This window comes from Streptomyces sp. NBC_00510, from assembly GCA_036013505.1.
Taxonomy (GTDB): domain Bacteria; phylum Actinomycetota; class Actinomycetes; order Streptomycetales; family Streptomycetaceae; genus Actinacidiphila.
Genome location: CP107851.1, coordinates 6,059,490 through 6,080,248 on the forward strand (window position 1 = coordinate 6,059,490; position 20,759 = coordinate 6,080,248).

General features: G+C 72.4%; 16 protein-coding genes and 3 tRNA genes. 7 read left to right on the forward strand and 12 right to left on the reverse strand.

All coding sequences use genetic code 11. From position 1 onward, the window contains the following. Positions 1-63: 63 nt before the first annotated feature. Both OG937_27370 and OG937_27375 read right to left on the reverse strand, forming a co-directional pair. Complete coding sequence (locus OG937_27370; protein WUD75148.1) at positions 64-2,178, reverse strand: SpoIIE family protein phosphatase; 2,115 nt, start codon at positions 2,176-2,178, stop codon at positions 64-66. A gap of 135 nt (positions 2,179-2,313) precedes the next feature. Next, positions 2,314-2,386 (reverse strand) — tRNA-Lys (locus OG937_27375). A 197-nt stretch (positions 2,387-2,583) separates the two neighbouring features. Between OG937_27375 and OG937_27380 the strand changes: the two genes are divergently transcribed. The 4 genes from OG937_27380 (at position 2,584) to OG937_27395 (ending at position 7,894) form a co-directional block, all read left to right on the forward strand. Then, positions 2,584-2,883 carry a hypothetical protein gene (locus tag OG937_27380; GenBank protein ID WUD75149.1) on the forward strand — a complete coding sequence of 100 codons (300 nt, stop codon included), beginning with the start codon at positions 2,584-2,586 and terminating at the stop codon, positions 2,881-2,883. A gap of 105 nt (positions 2,884-2,988) precedes the next feature. After that, a complete protein-coding gene (locus OG937_27385; GenBank protein ID WUD75150.1) occupies positions 2,989-3,414 on the forward strand; it encodes a hypothetical protein in 426 nt (141 codons plus the stop codon). Positions 3,415-4,061: 647 nt separating this feature from the next. Next, positions 4,062-7,751, forward strand: a complete 3,690-nt coding sequence (locus tag OG937_27390) for a S8 family serine peptidase (protein WUD75151.1) — start codon at positions 4,062-4,064, stop codon at positions 7,749-7,751. Positions 7,752-7,821: 70 nt separating this feature from the next. Further along, a tRNA-Lys gene (locus OG937_27395) sits at positions 7,822-7,894 on the forward strand. Positions 7,895-7,982: 88 nt separating this feature from the next. On the opposite strand, the gene OG937_27400 is transcribed toward OG937_27395, so the two are convergent. The 5 genes from OG937_27400 to ehuB form a co-directional block, all read right to left on the reverse strand. Next, entirely contained in the window at positions 7,983-8,738 is a 756-nt protein-coding gene (locus tag OG937_27400) for an IclR family transcriptional regulator (protein WUD75152.1), read from the reverse strand. A 215-nt stretch (positions 8,739-8,953) separates the two neighbouring features. Then, positions 8,954-9,763 carry an ectoine/hydroxyectoine ABC transporter ATP-binding protein EhuA gene (gene ehuA, locus OG937_27405; GenBank protein WUD75153.1) on the reverse strand — a complete coding sequence of 270 codons (810 nt, stop codon included), beginning with the start codon at positions 9,761-9,763 and terminating at the stop codon, positions 8,954-8,956. Continuing rightward, positions 9,753-10,388, reverse strand: coding sequence for an ectoine/hydroxyectoine ABC transporter permease subunit EhuD (gene ehuD / locus OG937_27410; GenBank protein ID WUD75154.1), 636 nt, complete (start codon positions 10,386-10,388; stop codon positions 9,753-9,755). Before ehuD ends, ehuA begins: the two co-directional genes overlap by 11 nt. Beyond that, the gene (gene ehuC / locus OG937_27415) at positions 10,388-11,065 is read right to left on the reverse strand and encodes an ectoine/hydroxyectoine ABC transporter permease subunit EhuC (protein ID WUD78902.1); all 678 of its coding nucleotides are present in this window, start codon (positions 11,063-11,065) and stop codon (positions 10,388-10,390) included. Before ehuC ends, ehuD begins: the two co-directional genes overlap by 1 nt. A 54-nt stretch (positions 11,066-11,119) precedes the next feature. Continuing rightward, a complete protein-coding gene (gene ehuB, locus OG937_27420; GenBank protein ID WUD75155.1) occupies positions 11,120-12,037 on the reverse strand; it encodes an ectoine/hydroxyectoine ABC transporter substrate-binding protein EhuB in 918 nt (305 codons plus the stop codon). Between the two features lie 141 nt (positions 12,038-12,178). On the opposite strand from ehuB, the gene OG937_27425 reads away from it, so the two are divergent. Then, positions 12,179-13,663 (forward strand): NAD-dependent succinate-semialdehyde dehydrogenase, encoded by a 1,485-nt coding sequence (locus OG937_27425; GenBank protein WUD75156.1) that lies wholly within the window; start codon positions 12,179-12,181, stop codon positions 13,661-13,663. Between the two features lie 18 nt (positions 13,664-13,681). On the opposite strand, the gene OG937_27430 is transcribed toward OG937_27425, so the two are convergent. After that, positions 13,682-14,776, reverse strand: a complete 1,095-nt coding sequence (locus OG937_27430; protein WUD75157.1) for an LLM class flavin-dependent oxidoreductase — start codon at positions 14,774-14,776, stop codon at positions 13,682-13,684. 67 nt (positions 14,777-14,843) lie between these two features. Continuing rightward, positions 14,844-16,703 carry an EAL domain-containing protein gene (locus tag OG937_27435; protein WUD75158.1) on the reverse strand — a complete coding sequence of 620 codons (1,860 nt, stop codon included), beginning with the start codon at positions 16,701-16,703 and terminating at the stop codon, positions 14,844-14,846. Between the two features lie 330 nt (positions 16,704-17,033). Between OG937_27435 and OG937_27440 the strand changes: the two genes are divergently transcribed. Together OG937_27440 and OG937_27445 are read left to right on the forward strand one after the other, a co-directional pair. Then, positions 17,034-18,269 (forward strand): M6 family metalloprotease domain-containing protein, encoded by a 1,236-nt coding sequence (locus OG937_27440; protein ID WUD78903.1) that lies wholly within the window; start codon positions 17,034-17,036, stop codon positions 18,267-18,269. A gap of 4 nt (positions 18,270-18,273) precedes the next feature. Beyond that, positions 18,274-19,506, forward strand: a complete 1,233-nt coding sequence (locus OG937_27445; GenBank protein WUD75159.1) for a M6 family metalloprotease domain-containing protein — start codon at positions 18,274-18,276, stop codon at positions 19,504-19,506. Positions 19,507-19,578: 72 nt separating this feature from the next. Here the strand turns inward: OG937_27445 and OG937_27450 are convergent. From OG937_27450 to OG937_27460, 3 genes are all read right to left on the reverse strand, one after another. Then, positions 19,579-19,651, reverse strand: a tRNA-Lys gene (locus tag OG937_27450). 53 nt (positions 19,652-19,704) lie between these two features. Then, complete coding sequence (locus OG937_27455; protein WUD75160.1) at positions 19,705-20,253, reverse strand: bifunctional DNA primase/polymerase; 549 nt, start codon at positions 20,251-20,253, stop codon at positions 19,705-19,707. Positions 20,254-20,365: 112 nt separating this feature from the next. Beyond that, on the reverse strand, positions 20,366-20,737 hold the full coding sequence (locus OG937_27460; protein WUD75161.1) for a hypothetical protein: 372 nt from the start codon (positions 20,735-20,737) through the stop codon (positions 20,366-20,368). Positions 20,738-20,759: the final 22 nt, after the last annotated feature.

The following is a 20,759-nucleotide window of genomic DNA, read 5'->3' on the forward strand; positions in this document are numbered from 1 at the left end:
TGATGGCAAGGCGCGAAACGAGTTGTTAACCGGTCGTATGAGCGATTTGGTCCGGTTGTCGGCTCACAGCACGACGGAGGCCTCGTCCTCGGCCGCGGGCGTCCCCATCCGGGCCAGCAGCAGGGCGACGTCGTCGTCGGGGGACTGCAGCTGCGCGCCCAGCACGACGTCGCAGGTGTCCTCCAGCGAGCGGCGGCGGCTCTTGAGCTTGAGGACGCGCATCAGCGTGCGCAGCCCCACGTCGATCGACTGCCGCCGGTCCTCGACCAGCCCGTCGGTGAACAGCGCCAGCAAGGTGCCCTCGGCGAGCTTCCGCTCCACCGTGTGGAAGCGGATCCCGCCGACGCCCAGCGGTACCGCGTTGGGCAGGTCGATCAGCTCGGCGCGGCCGCCGGGCGGCACCAGCACCGGCGGCAGGTGCCCGGCGGTGGAGAACTGGCAGCGGCCCGTCGCGGGGTCGCAGACGGCGTAGACGCAGGTGGCGATGAAGTCGCCCTCGGCGCTGCCGGTGATGTTGTCGAGGTGCGCCAGCACCTCGTCCGGCGGCAGGTCGAGCCGGGCGAAGGCCCGGGTCGCCGTGCGCAGCTGGCCCATGATCGCGGCCGCGTGCAGGCCCTTGCCCATCACGTCCCCGACGATCAGCCCGACCTTGCCGTCCCGCAGCTGCAGGACGTCGTACCAGTCCCCGCCGACCTCCCGGACGGCGGGGATGTAGCGGGCGGAGATCTCCATCCCGTCCACGCGTGGCGGCTCGTGCGGCAGCAGGCTGCGCTGGAGGGTGAGCGCGGCGTTGCGCTCACCCGCGTAGAGCCGCGCGTTGTCGATGGATATCGCGGCCCGGGCGGCCAGCTCCACCGCCAGCGTGCGGTCCTCGTCGTCGAAGGGCTTCTGGTTGCGGGTGCGGAACATCCCGACCGCCCCCAGCACCTCGCCGCGGGCGATGAGCGGCGCGGCGAGGTACGAGTGCGCCCCCGCCCGTTTCAGCTGGGCGGCGGCCCGGTCGTCGCGGGCTATGCGGCGCAGCATGCGGCTGCTCACCCGGTGCACGACCACCGGCTGGCCCTCCCGCACGGTCTTGGTGATCAGCCGGTCGTCGGCGTACCGGGCCAGCTCCCCGACCGGGTCGACGGCGCCGATCGCCTCGCTGGACTCGGCGGCCGCGACCGCCAGCGCCCGGAACTCGGCCGACTGCTGGGCGCGCACCTTGGGTACCGGGCCGCCGCGCAGCACCTCGTCCAGGACGTCGACGGTGGCGATGTCGGCGAGCGTGGGCACCACCACCGAGGCCAGTTCCCGCGCGGTCTGCTGCAGGTCCAGCGTGGTGCCGATCCGGGTCCCTGCCTCGGCGATCACCGCGAGCCGGCCCCGGGCCTCGGCGATCTCCTCGGCCGCCTGGTGGCGCTCGGTGAAGTCCGCGATCGACGCGGCCAGGCCCAGCACCCGCCCGGTGGGGTCCTGGATCCGGTAGTACGAGATCGACCAGGCGTGGTCGTGCTCCTGGTCGGCGTACGTCCTGACCACGGTGTCCAGGTCCAGCAGCGGCTCCCCGGTCTCCAGCACCTGCCGCATCCGGGCCTCGATCGCCCGGAACTCCGCCCCCGGCGAGATCTCGCGCACCCGGCGCCCGAGCATGGCCGCCGCGGGCAGGCCGTGCAGCTCCTCCATGGCGCGGTTGACGCGCACGATCCGCAGGTCCGTGTCGAAGACGGCCAGTCCGATCGGGGACTGGTCGACGAGGCTGCTGGACAGCGCCATGTCCGTCTCCACGCGCCGCACGGTGGAGAGGTCGGCGCCCAGGCCCAGCGCGTAGACGCCGCCGTCCACGTCGTGCATCCGCATGTTGCGGAACTCGACGTCACGGGTCGTGCCGTCGGCGTGCACGATCGGGAACACGCCCTGCCAGATGGCACCCGCCCTGACCTGCTTGAACAGCTCGGTGACCAGCTCCAGCTTGTCGGGTGCCACCAGCAGCAGGCCGGCGTTCTGGCCCAGGGCCTCCTCGGCCGAGTAGCCGAACAGATGTTCGGCCTCCGGGCTCCACAGCACGATGTGGCCGGTGCGGTCCAGCACCATCGCCGCCACCTGCAGCAGGTCGAGCAGGCCCCCGGGCGAGGCGGCCCCTGGACTCGGCCGGGCCTCCCTGCCCGTGCCGGGCGGCGGCGGATCGTGCTCGCGCATGGCCTCCTCGTGAGCCCCCGTAGAGCTCTCACATCATCGTTAGGGGATATTTTCGCACTGAGTCACCCGGGGCGCCGCCCTTCCCCCACAAATGAGCGAGGGCGCCCTTCCCGAAGGAAGGACGCCCTCACATTGTGCGCCGCCAGGGACTCGAACCCCGAACCCGCTGATTAAGAGTCAGCTGCTCTGCCAGTTGAGCTAGCGGCGCTCACCGACAGAGAGGATCCTACCTGACCAGTGGCGGTGCTCCCGACCACCTCGTCCAGGAGCGCGGGGTCGTCGTCCAGCCAGCCGAGGCGGACCATCTTCACCCCGGCCTGGAACCGGCTGTCGGCCCCTATCTGCTGCATCAGCTCGGCCACTATCCGCCGCACCGTCCGGTCGGACAGGCCCAGCTTGCGGCCGATGGCCTCGTCCGTCAGCCCCGAGGCGAGCAGCCGGACGACCTCCCGGTGCCGTGCGGCGGGCGCGGCGCCGACGTCGTCGGTGAACAGGTCCGAGGCCGCGGCCCAGCAGTGCTCGAACATCTGGCGCAGCACGGCCACCATGGCGGGGCTGCGCAGGACCATGGCGGAGCCCTCGACCCCCTCGCCGGCCCGGTCGTCCAGGCCCAGGGCCGGTACGACGGCGAGCGTGTGGTCCACGATGATCAGCTTCATGGGCAGCGTCGCGGCCGTCCGCACCTCGCCGCCGTCGTTGGCGTAGGTCCGCAGATGCGCGCGGACGTTCGGCACGGCCGCGGCCGTCGCGAGGTAGATCGACCGCTGCCTGACCCCGCGGTTGAAGAGTTCACGGTTGCGGTCGTCGGCCTTGAACAGGGGGATCTCCCCCGGCACGGTCGGGTGCATCGAGAGGATCTCGGTGGTGGCGGTGCTGGCCCCCTCGTCGAGGATCGCGGCGATCTGCGCCGGCTGGGCGGCCACCTCGATCCGGGCCTCGGCCAGGTGCCGCATGTGCACTGGCTGGAATTCGCCGGCCACCTGGCTGAGCGCGGCGTGCGCGTCGGTGATCGTCCTGACCAGTTCCTCGGTGCGCCGCCGGCTGCCCTCGACCAGCTGGGCCATCGCCGTGGCGGGGGAGTGCACCGACCAGCCGCTGCGGGAGGAGGGGAACCTGGTCGTGAGGCCGAAGGACGCGAGCGTATGGAGGGCGTCGTCGAGTTCGGCGCGGGACCAGCCGGTGAGCGAACAGACGCTTTCCGGCGTCCAGTCGGCGTCCGCCAGCGCCAGGGCGTAGAGTTCCTGCGCCCGGGCGCGCAAAAGGTCGTCGTCGGTCACTGCCCGCACCCCCAATGCTTCACGTCACCCCCGGCTTCGATCAGGTTAAGGGGCGGGGCTCGTGTATGGACCCTTCGGGGCCCATCCGGTCCCATGTGTCCGCATAGGGCCATGTCCGAATCCGGAACGTGAAAACTACAGACCAGCGGCTTGCGATCCGACAGAATTCAGTCAGCCGTACGGTTCCTCCAGACCGGAGTAGCGCCCTCGGCCCCGCAAAACCCCAGCTCACACCTCCTGGACAGGTCTGCCATGTCATCGATTCGCCGCAACGTCATTCGTGCCGTAGTGGGTGTCGTAGCCGCCGTCTCATTGGGGCTGATCGGAGCGGCCACAGCCTCCGCCCAGCCCATGCCGGGTGACCTCACCTGGGCGGTAGCCAACGATCTCACCTGGTAAATCAGGCGGGCAGTACCCCCAAAGACAACAACACCCCCCAAATAGCCACACCCCCTCCCCCCACGCTGATGGGCCCGGCATACCTCCCCCCTCTTGCCGGGCCCCTCAGCATGCCCGCGTGCAGGGGAGGCGGGTATCCGCCACGGCGGATTCACGCCGCACGGGAGCGGTGCGCAAGCGGTTGCCGCACCGGTAGACCTCCTGTGCATGACATTCGCCCACCCCCCAAGTGCCCGAGACGCACGACCCGTTCGGGCTGCCCGTCATGCCCTGCTGACCGCGACCGCCACCGCGTGCGCGCTGGTCGGCGGCACCCTCGTGCTGCCCGCCACGACCGCCGCGGCGGCCCCGGTCAAGGACCCGGCCGCGTCCGTGCCGCGCGCCACCGCCCACGACATCACCCTCGTCACCGGTGACGTCGTGCACTTCACCGACCGGCCCGGTACCGCGCAGGACACCGTCACCGTGGACCGCCCCGAGGGTGCGACCGGGGGCGTGAAGATCCAGCAGAGCGGCGGCCGCCTCTCGGTGGTCCCCGATGAGGCCGAGGCCCTGCTGACCGCGGGCAGGCTCGACCGCCGGCTGTTCGACGTGACCACGCTGGTGGCGATGGGGTACGACGACACCCGCACCGGCGGGGTCCCGCTGATCGCCACCTACCGGGGCGGCGTGACGGCGCCTGCGGGCAGCACGGTCGAGCGCCGGCTGCCCAGCATCGACGGTGCCGCGCTGCGGGCCGCCAAGGCCACCGCCCGCACCTTCTGGAAGGACGTGGCCGGCACCGTGCCCCGGGCCCGGTCGCTGGACGGGGGCATCGGGAAGCTGTGGCTGGACGGCCGGGTGGAGGCCGACCTCGCCGAGTCCGTGCCGCAGATCAACGCCCCGCAGGCGTGGGCGGAGGGCTACGACGGCACCGGGCGGAAGGTCGCCGTGCTCGACACCGGCGTGGACGACACCCACCCGGACCTCAAGGGGCGGATAGCCGCCGAGCGGAGCTTCGTACCGGACCAGCCGGTCGCCGACGGCAACGGCCACGGCACGCACGTCGCGTCCACGGTCGCGGGCGACGGCTCGACCTACCGAGGCGTCGCGCCCGGCGCCGAGCTGCTGGTGGGCAAGGTCCTCTCCGACGAGGGCTACGGCGAGGACTCCTGGATCATCGCGGGCATGGAGTGGGCGAAGGCCCAGGGCGCCGACGTGGTGAGCATGAGCCTCGGCTCCCAGGTGCCGGACGACGGGACCAGCCCCATGGCCCAGGCCGTCGACACGCTGTCCGCCGACGGCGGGCCGCTCTTCGTCATCGCGGCGGGCAACTCCTACGGGGAGTTCACCATCGGCGCGCCCGGCTCGGCCGCGTCCGCCCTGACGGTCGCCTCCGTCACCAAGTCCGACGAGCGCTCGGACTTCTCCAGCATGGGCCCGCTGACGGGCAGTTACGGCCTCAAGCCGGACATCTCCGCGCCCGGCTCCGACATCACCGCCGCCAAGCCCGGCGGCGGGTACCAGACGATGTCCGGGACCTCCATGGCCACCCCGCACGTCGCCGGGGCGGCGGCCGTCCTCAAGCAGCGCCACCCCGACTGGTCCGGGCGGCAGCTGAAGGACGCGCTGATGAGCTCGTCCACGCCGCTCACCGGCTACACCCCCTACCAGCAGGGCACCGGCCGGGTGGACGTGCTGAAGGCCGTCGACGGCACGGTCCGGGCCACCGGTTCCGTCGCGACCGCCTTCTACGACTGGCCGCACGGCGCCGACGACCCGGTCGCCACCCGCACCGTCACCTACCGCAACACCGGCACGGAGGGCGTCACCCTCGACCTGGCGACCGACGCCGACGCGGCCGCCTACTCGCTCTCGGCGCCGTCCGTCACCGTTCCCGCCGGGGGCACCGCCGACGTCACGCTGCGCCTCGACCCGTCCGCGGTGGAGCCCGCCACGACCTTCTCCGGCCAGGTCCTCGCCACCGACCGGGCCACCGGGACCCTCGTGGCGCACACCGGCTTCGCCCTGGTCAAGGAGCAGGAACTCTACGACTACACGGTCGAGCTGAAGGACCGGGACGGCAAGCCCGCCTCCGGCACGGTGTACCTGGGCGTGGAGAACGACTTCTACCAGTACCAGTACGCCGTCGACGGACGGCGCACCCTGCGCCTGCCCCCGGGCACGTACACCGCGTACACCTACATGGACGTCCCCGGCGACGAGCCGGACTCGCTGGGCCTGGCCTTCCTGTCCGCGCCGCGTACGGTGCTGGACAAGCCGGCCACCGTCTCGCTCGACGCGAGCAGGGCACGGAGGATCAGCGCGTCCGTGCCCAAGGACACGGCGGACACGCAGCGGCAGATGGACTTCGCGGTGGTCTCCGCCGCCGGCGGGGTCGTCCGCAGCGGCTACCAGGTGCCCCTGAAGTACGACACGCTGTGGGCCCAGCCGACCGGCAAGGTCACCGGGGCCTCCATGAGCTTCACCACCCGCTGGCGGCTGGCCGAGAAGCAGGTCGCCGTCGACTCCCTGGACGACCTCGTCGTCCAGGCCGGCAGCACCCTGCGGGAGGGCAGACGCGAGCTCGCCACGGTGTACGCGGGCCACGGCGCGGCCGCCGACTACGCCGGACTGGGCGCGAAGGGCAAGGCCGTCGTGGTGGACCGCTCCGACGCCGTCGCCCCGGCCGACCGCGCGGCCGCGGCGGTGGCCGCCGGTGCCGCCCTGCTGATCGTCGTCAACGACGGCGACGGCAGGCTCAGCGAGTACTACGGCGAGGCCGCCGGGCTGCCCGTCGTCTCCGCCATGCGCGGCGACCGCGAGCGCGTCCTGCGCAAGAGGGTCACCGTCACCCAGCGCGCCCACGGCCGCTTCCTGTACGACCTGGTCTCCCAGCACGACGGCGCCATCCCGGACCGCTCCCTGGCCTACGCCCCGGACCCGGACCGCGACCTCGCCCGGGTCGACGCCACCTACTACGGCCGGACGAAGGCCCCGGGCGGCGGCTTCCGCTACAACATCCCCGCCTACGGCCCCGGCTTCGGCTTCGGCGAGCGCGAGAGCTACCCCTCGCTGCGCACCGAGTGGCTGACCCCGCTGCGCGGCGCGGCCTTCTGGTACGAGGACCACTCCGTCCTCGGCCCGCAGGACGAGACCTTGCAGGAGATGCGCAGCGGCAACGACCGCGTGACGGCCGGCCGTCACTACCGCACCGAGTGGTTCGCCCCCGTCCAGCGTCCGCGCCTCGGCCAGGGCTTCTGGGGCCCCAGCCGTGACGCCGCCGGTGGCCTGCAGTTCAACATCACGCCGTGGACGGACTCGGGCGCGGGCCACTCCGGCTCCATGCCGGACGACGAGTACGACACCGGCACCATCGCGCTGTACCAGGGCGACACGCTGCTGCGGAAGTCCGCCGGCCGGGCGCTGTACCTCTTCGACCCGGTCCCCGCGCAGATCCTGCCGTACCGCCTCGTCCTGGACGCCTCGCGCGACGCCGACCGCTGGCGCACCTCGGTGCGCAGCCGTACGGAGTGGGGCTTCCGCTCCGGCGCGGTCCCGGACGGCGTCTGGGAGCAGGACATCGAGCTGCTCCAGCTGGACTACGACGTCACCACGGACCTCGCCGGCGACGTGCCGGCCGGCGCCAAGGTGCCGCTCGGCCTGTCCGCCGCCACCCAGGAGTGGCTCGACGAGGTGACGCGGGCCACGTCCGCGACGCTGTCCGTGTCGTACGACGACGGGAGGACCTGGCAGCCCGTGCCCCTGCGGCGTGCCGCCGGCGGCAGCGGCCACTGGTCGGCCGAACTGCGAACCCCCCGCACCCCGGGCGGGTTCGTGTCCCTGCGGGCGACGGCCTCCGACGGCCGCGGCGGCACGGTGGAGCAGGAGGTCGTCCGGGCGTTCGGCCTGAGCTGATCCGGTCCGGTACGGGGTCGGAGGGAGCGGTCATGAGCACCCCCTCCGACCCCGTATGATTGTCCTGCACGCGCCGCTAGCTCAACTGGCAGAGCAGCTGACTCTTAATCAGCGGGTTCGGGGTTCGAGTCCCTGGCGGCGCACAGCGAGAGGGCGCCCTTCCTTCGGGAAGGGCGCCCTTCGTCGTGTTCCGGTGGGCGTCGTGCGTGGTGCGCCGAACGGCCCCGGGCCTCAGATGGCCAGCGACAGCAGCACCGGCGCCGCGCGTTCGTTGAGGGTGTCGGCCGCGCCCTTGAGGCGGTGGGCCTGGGTGACGGGGAGGGAGAGGGCGAGGCAGCCGACCGTCCTGCCGACGGTGATCGGGATGGCGGCGCAGACCGTGCCGATCGCGTACTCCTGCAGGTCCAGGGTGGGGGCGCTGGCCGGCTGGCTCTCCAGCTTGGTCAGCAGCACCTTCTCGCTGATCGTGGTCTTGGAGGTGAGCCGTACCGTCTTGTGCCGGGACAGGTGGTCGCGGCGCCCGTTGTGGTCGAGCTGGGTGAGCAGGCACTTGCCGACCGCGCTGGCGTGGGCGGCGAAGCGGAAGTCCACCCACTCGTTGACCTTGGGTGCTTCCGGGCCGTCCGCGAAGTCGACGATCTTGACCTCGCCGTCGTCGTAACGGCTGAAGTAGACGGCGGCGCCGACCTCGTCGCGCAGCGCCGTCAGGATCTTCTTGATCTTCTCGCCGAGCGCCAGGTCGCGGCTGGCGCTGCCGAGCAGGACCAGCGACTCGCCGACGGCGTAGCCGCCGCCGGGCAGGGCGTTGAGGTAGCGCTCGCGATTGAGCATGGTGAGGAGTTGGCCGAGGTAGCCGATGGGCACTCCGATCTCGCGGGCGAGCTGCTCGGCGGTGACGCCGTTCCTGTGCTTGTCCACGGTCTCGAGCACGCGCAGCGCGTGCTGGACCGCGTAGACCGGCGCGACCTGTCGGTGCTCAAGCGCCACGGTGTCCCCCTACAGGTGTGACCGTTTGCGTCCTTGCTGTAGCTACTGGTCACGGCTGCCGGGCACGACAGGCGGGCCCGGCAGCTGGGCCGGATTCCACGATAGCCTCAATGCGGTTTGCGGTAGAGCCCGTTGAAGCTTTATGTGGGCGGCCGCAGGCGTATACGCAGGAACGGGCCACTCTGGCATATGCCGATGGCACGGCCCACTTTTCCTCAGAGCACCGCACCGAGGAATTCCCGGGTCCTGTGGTGCTCCGGGGAGCCGAAGATGTGCTCCGGCGGACCCGACTCGACGACCCGTCCGCCGTCGAACATCAGTACGCGGTCCGAGACGTCCCGGGCGAACCCCATCTCGTGGGTGACGCAGAGCAGGGTGATGTCCGTGCTGCGGGCGACGTCCCTGAGCACGTCCAGCACCCCGGCCACCAGTTCGGGGTCGAGCGCCGAGGTCACCTCGTCCAGCAGCAGGATGTCGGGCCGCATCGCCAGCGCGCGGGCGATGGCCACCCGCTGCTGCTGGCCGCCGGAGAGCCGGGTGGGGTGGGCGTCCTGTTTGTCGGCCAGGCCCACCAGCTCCAGCAGCCCGCGGGCGCGCTCGGCGGCCTCGTCCCGGTCCAGGCCGAGGACGTGCACCGGGGCCTCGGTGACGTTGTCCAGCACCTTCATGTTCGGGAAGAGGTTGAAGTGCTGGAACACCATGCCGATCCGGCGACGCGTGCCGCGCAGGTGCCGCTCGTCGGCCGGCACGAGCCGGCCGCCGCGGCCCGGCATGTGCGAGAAGGGCTCGCCGTCCACGTGGATGACGCCCTCGGTGAGCCGCTCCAGGGTCATCAGCAGCCGCAGGATGGTCGTCTTGCCCGAACCGCTCGGGCCGATCAGGGTGACGCGCTCACCGCGCCGGACCTCCAGGTCGAGGTGGTCCAGCACGGTGGTGTCCCCGTACCGCTTGACCACCTGGTCGAAGCGGACGGCGGGCGCCGCCGGGCCGGACTTGGCGGGGGTGGGGGACTCGTCAGTGAGCAAGGCGCTTCTCCAGCTTCCGCATGAGGATCGAGGTGGGGCAGCTCGCGACCAGGAAGATCACGGCGGCGATGGTGAACGCCTCCAGGTAGGCGAAGTGGTCACTGCCGAAACGGTTCGCCTCGTGCACCATCTCGTCGACGGTGATGACCGACAGGAACGGTGTCTCCTTGAACATCGAGATCACGTAGTTGCCGAGGGCCGGCACGATCTTCCGCACCGCCTGCGGCAGCACCACGGCGGACCAGGTGCGCGCCCGCGGCAGGGACAGCGCGACCGCCGCCTCCCACTGCCCCCTCGGCACCGCCTCGATGCCCGCCCGGTACACCTCCGAGGTGTACGTCGCGTAGTGCACGCCCAGCACGGCTATGCCGATCACCAGCGGGTCCAGTCCCGGGACCAGCACCCACACCGCGAAGAGCTGGATCATCACCGGTGTGGAGCGCACGAACTCCACGGCCGCCCGCAGCGGCAGCGTCACCCAGCGGCTGGGCGTGCGCCGCAGCACCGCGATGCCCAGACCCAGCGTGACGGCGAGCAGCGAGCCGAGCACCGTGGCCAGCAGGGTGATCCCGAAGCCGTGCAGGATCAGCGGCAGGCCCTCGCGGGCCGTCTCCCAGTCCCACATCAGGCCCGACCTCCCGCCGGCTGTCCGAGCCGCGCCTTGGCCACGGCCTCCAGGCCGTTCATGGCCAGCGTCAGCGCGTACGCGAGGACGAAGTAGATCGCCAGGAGCAGCAGGTACGCCGTCGCGGTGTCGCCCGTCGTCGAACGGAGCTGGTCCATCTGGAAGGTGACGTCCGAAATGGTGATCAGCGACATCAGCGGGGTGCACTTCAGCAACTGGATCAGCAGGTTGTTGAACGGCGGGATCATCTGCGGCCAGGCCTGCGGCAGGACGACCAGGCGCATCCGCTGCCACGGCGTCATGCTCAGCGCGACGGCCGCCTCCCGCTGCCCGCGGGGCACGGCGTCCAGGGCGCCCCGGACGACCTCCGAGCCGTACGCCCCGTAGTTGAGCCCGAAGGCGACCACGGCGCAGGCGAGCGGCACGAGCTTGAAGCCGAGGATCGGCAGCGCGAAGAACAGCCAGAACAGCTGGACGTACAGCGAGGTGCCGCGGAAGAACTCCACGACCACCCGGGAGGTCCCGCGCACGAGCATCCGCCGCGAGCGCGCCATGAAGCCGAGGACGAAGGCGATCAGCAGCGCGAGCGCCGCGCCGAGGACGGTGGCCTGCACGGTGACCCACAGACCCGCGCCCACGCTGGGCAGCGAGTGCGTGAACTCCGTGAAGCCGGACATGGATTCACCGGCGAGGTCACCGGCGGGGAAGGGGTACGAGGACAAGGCGCCGCCTCACGCCGCGCACAGCTGCGCCGTGCGCAGCGTCGCAGGCGGGACCTCCGCCTTGGTGAAGCCGTACTTCCCGATGAGGGACGTGTAGCGGCCGGGGTCGGCGGTGATCTTCTTGAGTTCCCTGTTGAACGCGTCGCGCAGGCCCGTCGCGTCCTGCCGGAACACCGCGCCGCCCGGGCTGTACTGCTTGCGGCCGCCGACCACCGGCAGGAAGGGGTCGAGCACCTCCACCGCGGCGCCCTTGTTGGTGCGGGCCAGCCAGCGCAGCGAGATCCCGGTCAGCGCGAAGGCGTCGATCCGGCCGGCGAGCAGCGCGTCCACCCCGTCCTGCTGCTTGGCCAGGGACTTCACCGAGGTCAGCGGTACCCCGGCGGCGTCCGCGTAGTCCGCCTCGACCGCCGCGCTCAGCACGCCGACGGTGGCCTTCCCGCGGGCGCAGGACACCAGGTCACTCAGCCCCTTGGGGTTGCCCGCGCGGACCATCAGGGCGGTCGGCGAGACGAACTCGGGCTCCGAGAAGATCACCTTCTGGCAGCGGTCGGGCGTGATCGCCATCCCGGCGCTGACCACGTCGAAGCGGTCGGCCGTCAGGCCCGGTATGAGCGCGCCGAAGTCGGTGAGCGTGGGCCGCAGTTCCGGCACCCCGAGCGCCGTGAAGATCTCCCGGTGGAGGGTGGGCGCCTCGCCGGCCAGCTCGTCGCCGTCCCGGTACCCGTACGGCGCCTCGCCCGCGAAGCCGACCCGCACATACCCCTGTTTCCTCAGCTTGGCCAGCAGGTCCCCGTCGCCGGTGGGCGCGCCGGTGCCGGCCTGCGTACGGCTGCACGCCGCCAGCAGCCCGGGGACCGCCACGAGACCGCCCACGCCTGCGGTACGGGAGAGGAAACCCCTGCGGGACAGGGGACTGTGCTCGGACATGGACCAGACCTCCGGTAGTTCGCTTCCGTGCGGTGCGGTGACCACACGAGGGCCGCGCCTACCCCGGCGCACAGGGGGCATTCATGCGAATCTGGTGGGGTACCCGATGTCCGGAACGTCCGCGGGAGGCAGGGAGCTGCCATGAGCGACAGCACCGAAGGGAACGGCAAGCGCGAGCAGCTGGTCGTGGAGCGGGTGCCGAAGGCACTGCTCGTCGGCGGCCGCTGGCGGCCGGCGAGCGACGGGCGCGAGTACGAGGTGGAGGACCCGTCCACCGCGCGACCGCTGTGCGCCGTGCCGGACGCCGGGGCCGAGGACGCCAAGGCCGCGATGGACGCCGCGGCCGCCGCGCAGGAGGGATGGGCGGCCACGGCGCCGCGTGAGCGCGGGGAGATCCTGCGCCGGGCCTTCGAGCTCATCGTGGAGCGGCAGCAGGAACTCGCCCTCCTGATGACCCTGGAGATGGGCAAGCCGGTCGCCGAGTCCCGCAGCGAGATCCTCTACGCCGCCGAGTTCTTCCGCTGGTTCTCCGAGGAGGCGGTGCGCATCGAGGGCGGCTGGCGCACCGCGCCCGACGGCAACGGCCGGATCTGGGTGATGCGCCAGCCCGTGGGCCCGGCGCTGCTGATCACCCCGTGGAACTTCCCCATGGCGATGGGCACCCGCAAGATCGGTCCCGCCGTCGCCGCCGGCTGCACCATGATCGTCAAGCCGGCCCACCAGACGCCGCTGTCCATGCTCGCCCTCGCCGAGATCCTCGGCCAGGCCGGGTTGCCGGACGGCGTGCTCAACGTCCTCACCACCTCGCACCCCGCGGAGATCAGCGGCCCCCTGACGGAGGACCCGCGGCTGCGCAAGCTCTCGTTCACCGGTTCCACCGGCGTCGGGCAGAAGCTCATCGAGCTCAGCGCGCGGCAGGTGCTGCGGACCTCCATGGAGCTGGGCGGCAACGCCCCCCTCATCGTCTGCCGGGACGCGGACCTGGAGAAGGCCGTGGAGGGCGCGGCCGTCGCCAAGATGCGCAACATCGGGGAGGCCTGCACGGCGGCCAACCGGATCTACGTCCACCGCGACCTGGCCGAGGCCTTCACCGGGCGCCTCGCCGAGAAGCTGGGTTCCATGGTCGTCGGCCGCGGAACCGAGCCCGGCACCCAGGTCGGCCCGCTCATCGACGGCGCGGGCCTGGACAAGGTGGACCGCCTGGTGCAGGACGCCGTCTCGGCCGGGGCCCGCGCGGTCACCGGCGGCGCCCCGCTCTCCAACCGCCCCGGGTACTTCTACCCGCCCACCGTGCTGGCCGACGTGCCGCCGGACGCGGCGATGCTCCGGGAGGAGATCTTCGGGCCGGTCGCGCCGGTCGTCACCTTCCAGGACGACGACGAGGCGATCCGGCTGGCCAACGACACCGTGTTCGGCCTGGTCGGCTACGTCTTCACGGAGAGCCTGCGGCGCGGCATCCGCTACGCCGAGGAACTGGAGACGGGCATGCTCGGCCTGAACAAGGGCGTCGTCTCCACCCCCGCGGCGCCTTTCGGCGGCGTCAAGCAGTCCGGGACCGGCCGCGAGGGCGGCGCCGTGGGGATCGACGAGTACCTGGAGATGAAGTACGTGGCGGTGGACGTCTAGGGCCCGGACCCCGCAGGGTCAGGCGCCGCCGGGCAGGCCGTACGCGTCGGCGATGAGCTCATGGGAGCGCAGCCGCGCGGCGGGGGTGTGGGCGTTGGCCGTGATCATCAGCTCCTGCGCCCCCGTGCGGCGCACCAGCGCGTCCAGGCCGTCCCGGACCGCGTCCGGCGTGCCGTGCACCACGTTGCCGAGCCACGCGTCGACGAAGTCCCGCTCGGCCGGGCTGAACTCGTACGCCTCCGCCTCCTCCGGGGTGGGCACCAGGCCGGGGCGTCCCATGCGCAGCCGCAGCATGGCCAGGGCGCCGCTGAGCACCTGCCGGCGGGCGTCCTTCTCCTCGTCCGCCGCCAGCGCCGCGACGCCGATCAGCGCGTACGGCTCGTCCAGCACCTCCGAGGGCCGGAAGGACCTGCGGTACAGCTCCAGCGCCGGTTCGGTGTTGGCCGCGGAGAAGTGGTGGGCGAAGGCGAAGGGCAGCCCGAGGACCGCGGCCAGCCGGGCGCTGAAGGTGCTGGAGCCGAGCAGCCAGATCGACGGCCGCGCGGCGGACTGCACGCCGCCCGGAACGGTGCCCTGCACGGGACCGGGGATGGCGTGGATACGGGCGTAGGGGTGGCCGTCGGGGAAGTCGTCGTCCAGGAAACGGATGAGTTCGGACAGCTGCTGCGGGAACTCGTCGGCGCCCTCGTTCAGCCGGTCGGTGCGCCTCAGCGCGGCGGCGGTGGCGCCGTCCGTGCCCGGGGCGCGGCCGAGGCCGAGGTCGATCCGGCCCGGCGCCAGGGCCTCCAGGGTGCCGAACTGCTCGGCGATGACCAGCGGCGCGTGGTTGGGCAGCATGACGCCGCCGGAGCCGAGGCGTATGCGCTCGGTGTGGGCGGCGAGGTGCGCGAGGATCACGGCGGGGGAGGAGGACGCGACCCCGGGCATCGAGTGGTGCTCGGCGACCCAGTAGCGGTGGTAGCCGCGGGCCTCGGCGAGCCGGGCCAGCGCGACACCGGCGGCGAGGGCGTCCCTCGCGGTCAGTCCGCTGCCGACGCCCGCCAGGTCGAGGACGGAGAGCGGGACGGGTGCGCTGCCGAGGGTGGTGCCTCGTACCGGGTCGTTCGTGTCCACGTTCCTGCGTCGCCTCCTGCGGCCGGGTCCTCGTCTACGGCAACGAGCAACCGGCAACCGGCTCCGGCTATTCCCCGGGGCCGGCGCCGGGGGCGGCGGCCGGCCCGAAGCCGCGCAGCGCGGCGATCCCCTCGGGTGGCACGGGCCGCGAGTACAGCCAGCCCTGCCCGGTGTCGCAGCCGATCCGGCGCAGCCGCTCCGCCTGCTCGGCGTTCTCCACGCACTCGGCGGTGACCGTCAGGCCGAGCCGGTGGGCGAGCTGCACCAGCGCCTCGACGATCGTCTCGTCGGCCGGGTTGGGGTGCAGGCCGTCGCGGAAGCCGTGCACGAAGCTGCCGTCGAGCTTGAGCGCGGAGACCGGCAGCCGGCTGAGGTAGGCGAGGTTGGAGTAGCCGGTGCCGAAGTCGTCGATGGCGATGCGCACGCCCATCTCCTGCAGGGCGTGCAGCGCCTGCAGGGGCCGTCCGGCCGAGCCCATCACCGCCGACTCGGTGAGCTCCAGTTGCAGCAGCCCGGCCGGCAGCCCGGTGTCGTCGAGGATCTCCGCGACGTCGGCGACCAGGTCGGAGTCCCAGACCTGGCGCACGGCGACGTTGACGCTGACGAAGATCGGGTCGTCGGGCCAGTCCTTCTGCCACTGCCGGGCCTGGCGGCACGATTCGGCGAGCACCCAGCGGCCGAGCTGGACGATGGAGCCGTTCTCCTCCGCCAGCGGGATGAACCGGTTCGGCCCGAGCAGCCCGAAGTGCGGGTGCTGCCAGCGCACCAGGGCCTCCACCCCGCGCAGACTGCCGCTGCCGAGCTCCACCAGGGGCTGGTACTCCAGAGTGAACTCCCCGCGTTCCACGGCCTGCCGCAGGGTGCTGGACAGCGCCTGCTTGGTCATCCGGTGGGCGTTGCGCTCGGGGTCGAAGAGCGTCCAGCGGGCCTTGCCGTCGGCCTTGGCCCAGTACAGCGTGGTGTCGGCGGCCTGCATGATGCCGGTGGCGGTGGCCCCGGCGGCCTCGCGCTCGACGACGCCGATGCTCGCCGAGACCGCCAGCCGCTGCCCGGCGAGGTCGAACGGCAGCTGCAGCGCGGTCAGTACGGATTCGGCGAGCCCGGTGGCCTGCCCGGTGCCGGTGGAGTCCTCGACGAGGACGGCGAACTCGTCGCCGCCCAGCCGGGCGACGAGCGTCCCGCTGCGCCCGAGGCGGCCCGCGCAGTCCGACAGCCGGCCGGCGACGGCCTTGAGCAGCCGGTCGCCGACCCGGTGGCCGAGGGTGTCGTTGATGGCCTTGAAGCCGTCGAGGTCGAGGTAGCACAGGCCGATCCGGCCGGTGCGGCTGTCGGCGCCCTCCAGCGCGGTGGCGAGGCGCTCGAAGAACAACTGCCGGTTGGGGAGCCGGGTGACCGGGTCGTGCATCCGCAAGTGCCGGAGCTGCTCGCGCAGTTCGCGGGTCTCGCCCAGGTCCTGGACGGACATCAGGACGCCGCCGGGCACGGGCACCACGACGACCTCGGCCCAGACCGTGCTCCCGTCCGGTCCGCGGACGGGTCTGGTGCGGCGCAACTCCCCGCGCCGGCCGGTCAGCACGTCCTCGTACTCGGCGTACTCCGGGCTCTCCCCGAGCGGGGGGACCTCGCCGCCGGCGCCGGTGAGGCCGACCAGCTCCGCCGCGGTGCGGGCGGTGAGCAGCACCGGGTCCGCGCCGAGCAGCGCGCCGAGCGCCGGATTGGCCTCGCGCACCCGGCCGTCGGAACCGACCAGTGCCATCGGCAGCCGGGCGACGTTGAAGGCGGCGCGGTAGTCGCGCACCTCCGAGGCCGGACGTTCCGGGGCTGACCGTTCCGGGGCCGAAGCGTGACGTTGAGTGACCGTCGTGGCCGCCGCCTCGGGCTTGAGGTCCGGGCTTCCCGAGGGTCCGCCCACCGCTGGCTCCCGCATAGGTGTCGTCTCGCACACATGGTCGTGGAGGAATCGAATGACCGCCAAGAGGCGGCGTTCGGCCTGGAAATGTGCCGATCATAGACGTTGGGGAATTGCCGCGGCCACCGCCGTCGTGGTGATTCTCGGCACGTGCGATGCGATCTTGATCGTTTGTGATTGGCCACTGAATTCCATTGATCGCTTTTCGTCACTCATTACGCACTGTAGTGATCGGACGGTAACCCGGGCGGCGCAGCACAACAGGGCAAAACATAGCAAACCGTAGCAGCGTGATGTGGGTGTCCCGACCCCGTACGGGAGGTCCACGTGCCGCTGTCAGGGCTACCCATACGTGCGCATCGGCGCTTCCGCCGGAGCGTCCGCGGGCATGCCCCCGATGGGCTCCGGGCGGCCATCGCCGCCGTCAGCGTCTTCGCGGCCGTCGTCGCGTGGACGCTGGTCACCGGCCCCGCGGCCGGGGGCTCCGACTCCTCGCTGTGCTCCCTGCCGCGGACCCGGGCGCACCACTCCGAGGGCGTCAGCGCCTGGAACGCCGCCTACCCGCGGGCCCGTGGCGACGTTGACGCCCTGATGGTGTTCCTGGCGTTCCCCGACGCCGTCCCCACCATCAGTCCCGGCGAACTGGCGGCCGATCACTTCCCGGCTACCACGGACTTCTTCGCCCGGGCCTCGTACGGCACCTTCCGGCTGCGGCCGCGCATCCTGCCGCACTGGCTGCGCATGCCCGCGGCGTCCACCGCGTACGGCATCGGCCGGGACTGGAGCCCCGACCTGCGCGCCCGCTACCTGCGGGACGCCGTGGTGGCGGCCGACCGGGAGGTGGACTTCTCCCGGTACGGGGTCGTCTACCTGGTGGCCGATCCCGACGCGCCCGGTGTCGACCCGGACGCCACCAAGGTCGTCAACCTGGGCAGACCGGTCCGAGTCGACGGTGCGGACCTGCACCGCTTCGTCACCGTCTTCGAGGGCCACCCGCCGGACGTCAACGTGCTCGCCCACGAGACCGGGCACGCCTTCGACCTGCCCGACCTCTACTACCGGCCGCCCCTGGGCAGCAACGCCGACTGGGACACCCACGTCGGCGACTGGGACCTCATGGGCAGTCAGTTCGGGCTGGCCCCGGACTTCTTCGCCTGGCACAAGTGGAAGCTGGGCTGGCTCGGGCGCTCGCAGGTCCGCTGCGTCACCGAGGGCGGCACCCACACCTTCCGCCTGAGCCCCGTCGAGCAGCGCGGCGGCACCAAGCTGCTGGTGCTGCCCGCGGGCGTGGACGGCGCCGTCGCCATCGAGGCCCGCGCCGCCCTCGGCAACGACCGCCTCACCTGCGGCCAGGGCGTCCTGATGTACCGCGTCCGGGCCGACGTGTCGTCAGGCGACGGCCCTGTCGACGTCATCGACGGCCACCCGGGCAGCGGCGACTGCTGGGAGTCCTCGGTGTACCCGCCGCTCGCCGACGCGCCACTGCGGAGCGGGGAGACGTACGCCCTCGGCCGCTCGGCGCACGTCCACGTGGCGGACCGCCACTCCGACGGGTCCTGGACCGTCCAGGTCACCCAGGGCTGAGCCGATGCGCGGACCCCGGGCGCTCGCGGTCCTGGCATCGGTGCTCCTCTTCGCGGCCGGCAGCACCGCCGCCACCGAGGGCGCACCCGCCGCGGCCCCGCCGGCCGACCGTCCCTGCGCGCTGCGCGCCGCGCCGGGCGTCACGATGTCCGAGGGGTTCGGGGGCGCGGACGGCCGCGAGTTCGCCCGCGCCACCGGCGAGGTGCGGGCGCTCACCCTGCTCGTCGACTTCCCGGACAAGCCCGCCCCGTACAGCGCCGCCGAGCGCTACCGCGAGTTCTTCCCCGCCGTGCGGCACTGGTTCTACCGCGCCTCGTACGGGAAGCTGCGCTACGTCTCCACGCCGGTGCTGCGCTACATCCGCATGCCGAAGCCCTTCACGTCGTACGGGATAGGGCGCGGCTACGGCTGGCGCACGCACACGGCCATGATGCGGGACCTGCTGCGCGTCGCCGACCGGAAGATCGACTTCTCCGGGTACGACCTGGTCAACGTCCTCGTCACGCCCAACGCCGGGCCGCCCGCCGAACAGGCCGTCCTCTCGGTGACCTGGACCGGCGCCTCGGCCGCCACCACCGACGACGGCACGAGCCTGGACCGGGTCTCCCTGGTCTACGGCCACGACCAGTCCGGCGCGCGGGTGCTCAGCCACGAGAACGGCCATGCCTTCGGGCTGCCCGACCTGTACTCCGTCGAGGACTTCGGGCACACCGACACCCTCGCGGGCCAGTGGGACGGCATGTCCCTGGACTGGGGGCTGCAGGGCGACCTCTTCGCCTGGCACAAGTGGCGCCTGGGCTGGCTCGACGACTGGCAGGTCGTCTGCGTCCGCGACCCGGGCGCCCGCTCGGTGCACCTCACGCCGGTCGAGGTGCCCGGCGGCCGCAAGGTGGCCGTCATCCCCCTCGGCCGGACCCGCGCGTACGTCATCGAGGCGCGCGCCGCCCGCGGCAACGACAGCGAGGCCTGCCGCGAAGGGGTGCTGATCTACCAGGTGCGCACCGACGTCGACTCGGGCCACGGACCCGTCACCGTCGAGGACGCCCATCCGCGCACCACCGCCTGCGAGTACAGCAGCGCCACCTTCAACGCGCTCAACGACGCGCCGTTCTCCTCCGGCGGACGCTTCACCGACCGCGGCCGGGGCCTCACCGTCGACGTCCTCGGCCGGGACCCGGACGACGAGGGCTGGACCGTGCGGATCACCACCTCGCGCCCCCTGTGGGACGGCCCCTAGGGCCACGGCCCCGACATGACGAAAGGCGCCCTCCCGATGGGAGAGCGCCCAGGTCAACGGCTGTGCCGTGAGTGCGCCGCCAGGGACTCGAACCCCGAACCCGCTGATTAAGAGTCAGCTGCTCTGCCAGTTGAGCTAGCGGCGCTCGCTGACGTCGTAGAGATTAGCATCCGCTTGCGGGCGGGTGAAAATCGATAATCAACCGGCCTCCGCGCGGGCCGCCCGGACGCAGGCCCACAGCAGGACGTCGGCCCCGGGGAGCCAGGGGCGGCGGGTGTCGGGGGCGACCAGCCAGCGGGAGCGCCCGTGGCCGGTGTCGCCGTACGGCGGGGGCAGCGCCACCGAGTCCCCCTCGCCGTGGCAGAGCACCGGCGGCACGGTCAGCCCCCACTCCTCCCAGGTCAGCAGCCCGGGGAGGCGTGCGGCGGTGCCCGGCTCGGCGAGCAGCAGCACCCTGCCGCGGAGCGTGGCGGCCGGGCCTGAGCCGGGGCCCGAGGACCACAATTGCTCCAGGACCCGGCGTCCGAACAGGGCCGGCAGGTTCACCGCGTCGAAGGCCGTCCCGCAGGGCAGCACGCTGGGCGCCGTGGGCCGTGCGGACCACAGCGCCCGCACGCTGCGCGGGAAGGCGCTGGCGGAGGCCAGCCAGTCGGCCCCGTCGGGGGTGGGGTACTGCGCGTACGGATATGGGTGGGAGGCGGACTCCGGCACGCCCCCCGGCCATGTGTGCCACTGCCAATCACTCATGACCCATACAACTACCGTGAGTGAACGTTTCGCTACGCGACATCGTCCGAAGGCCGGACACGCCCGCCATGTGTCGGGTACCTTGCCCCGAACGCATATGCCAGGTGCGTCGTCAGGACAGCGCTGCGTCCCCGCCCCGCATCAGGCCCTCGCCGAACTCGATCATCCGCTTGGCGTAGTCCTCCGACCAGCCCGCCTGCGCGCCGATGGCGGCGGGGGTCAGCCGGTCGAAACGCTTGGGGTCGGCGAGCTGGGCCGCTGCTATGGCCTGGAACTCCGTCGCCCGGTCCGCGGCCGCGCGGAAGGCGAGCGTGAGCTCCGTGGAACGGGCCAGCAGCTCCCGGGGGTCCTCGATGGACTCCAGGTCGAAGAAGTGCTCCTCGTCCTCGGCCAGGGCGGCGGGCTCGAACAGCAGCTGGGCGGGTTTCAGGCGCGGGGCGGGCTGCTTGCCCGCCGCGCTGTGAGCCGACTGCGGCTCGGACATGAACGTACCTCCAGGATCGTCA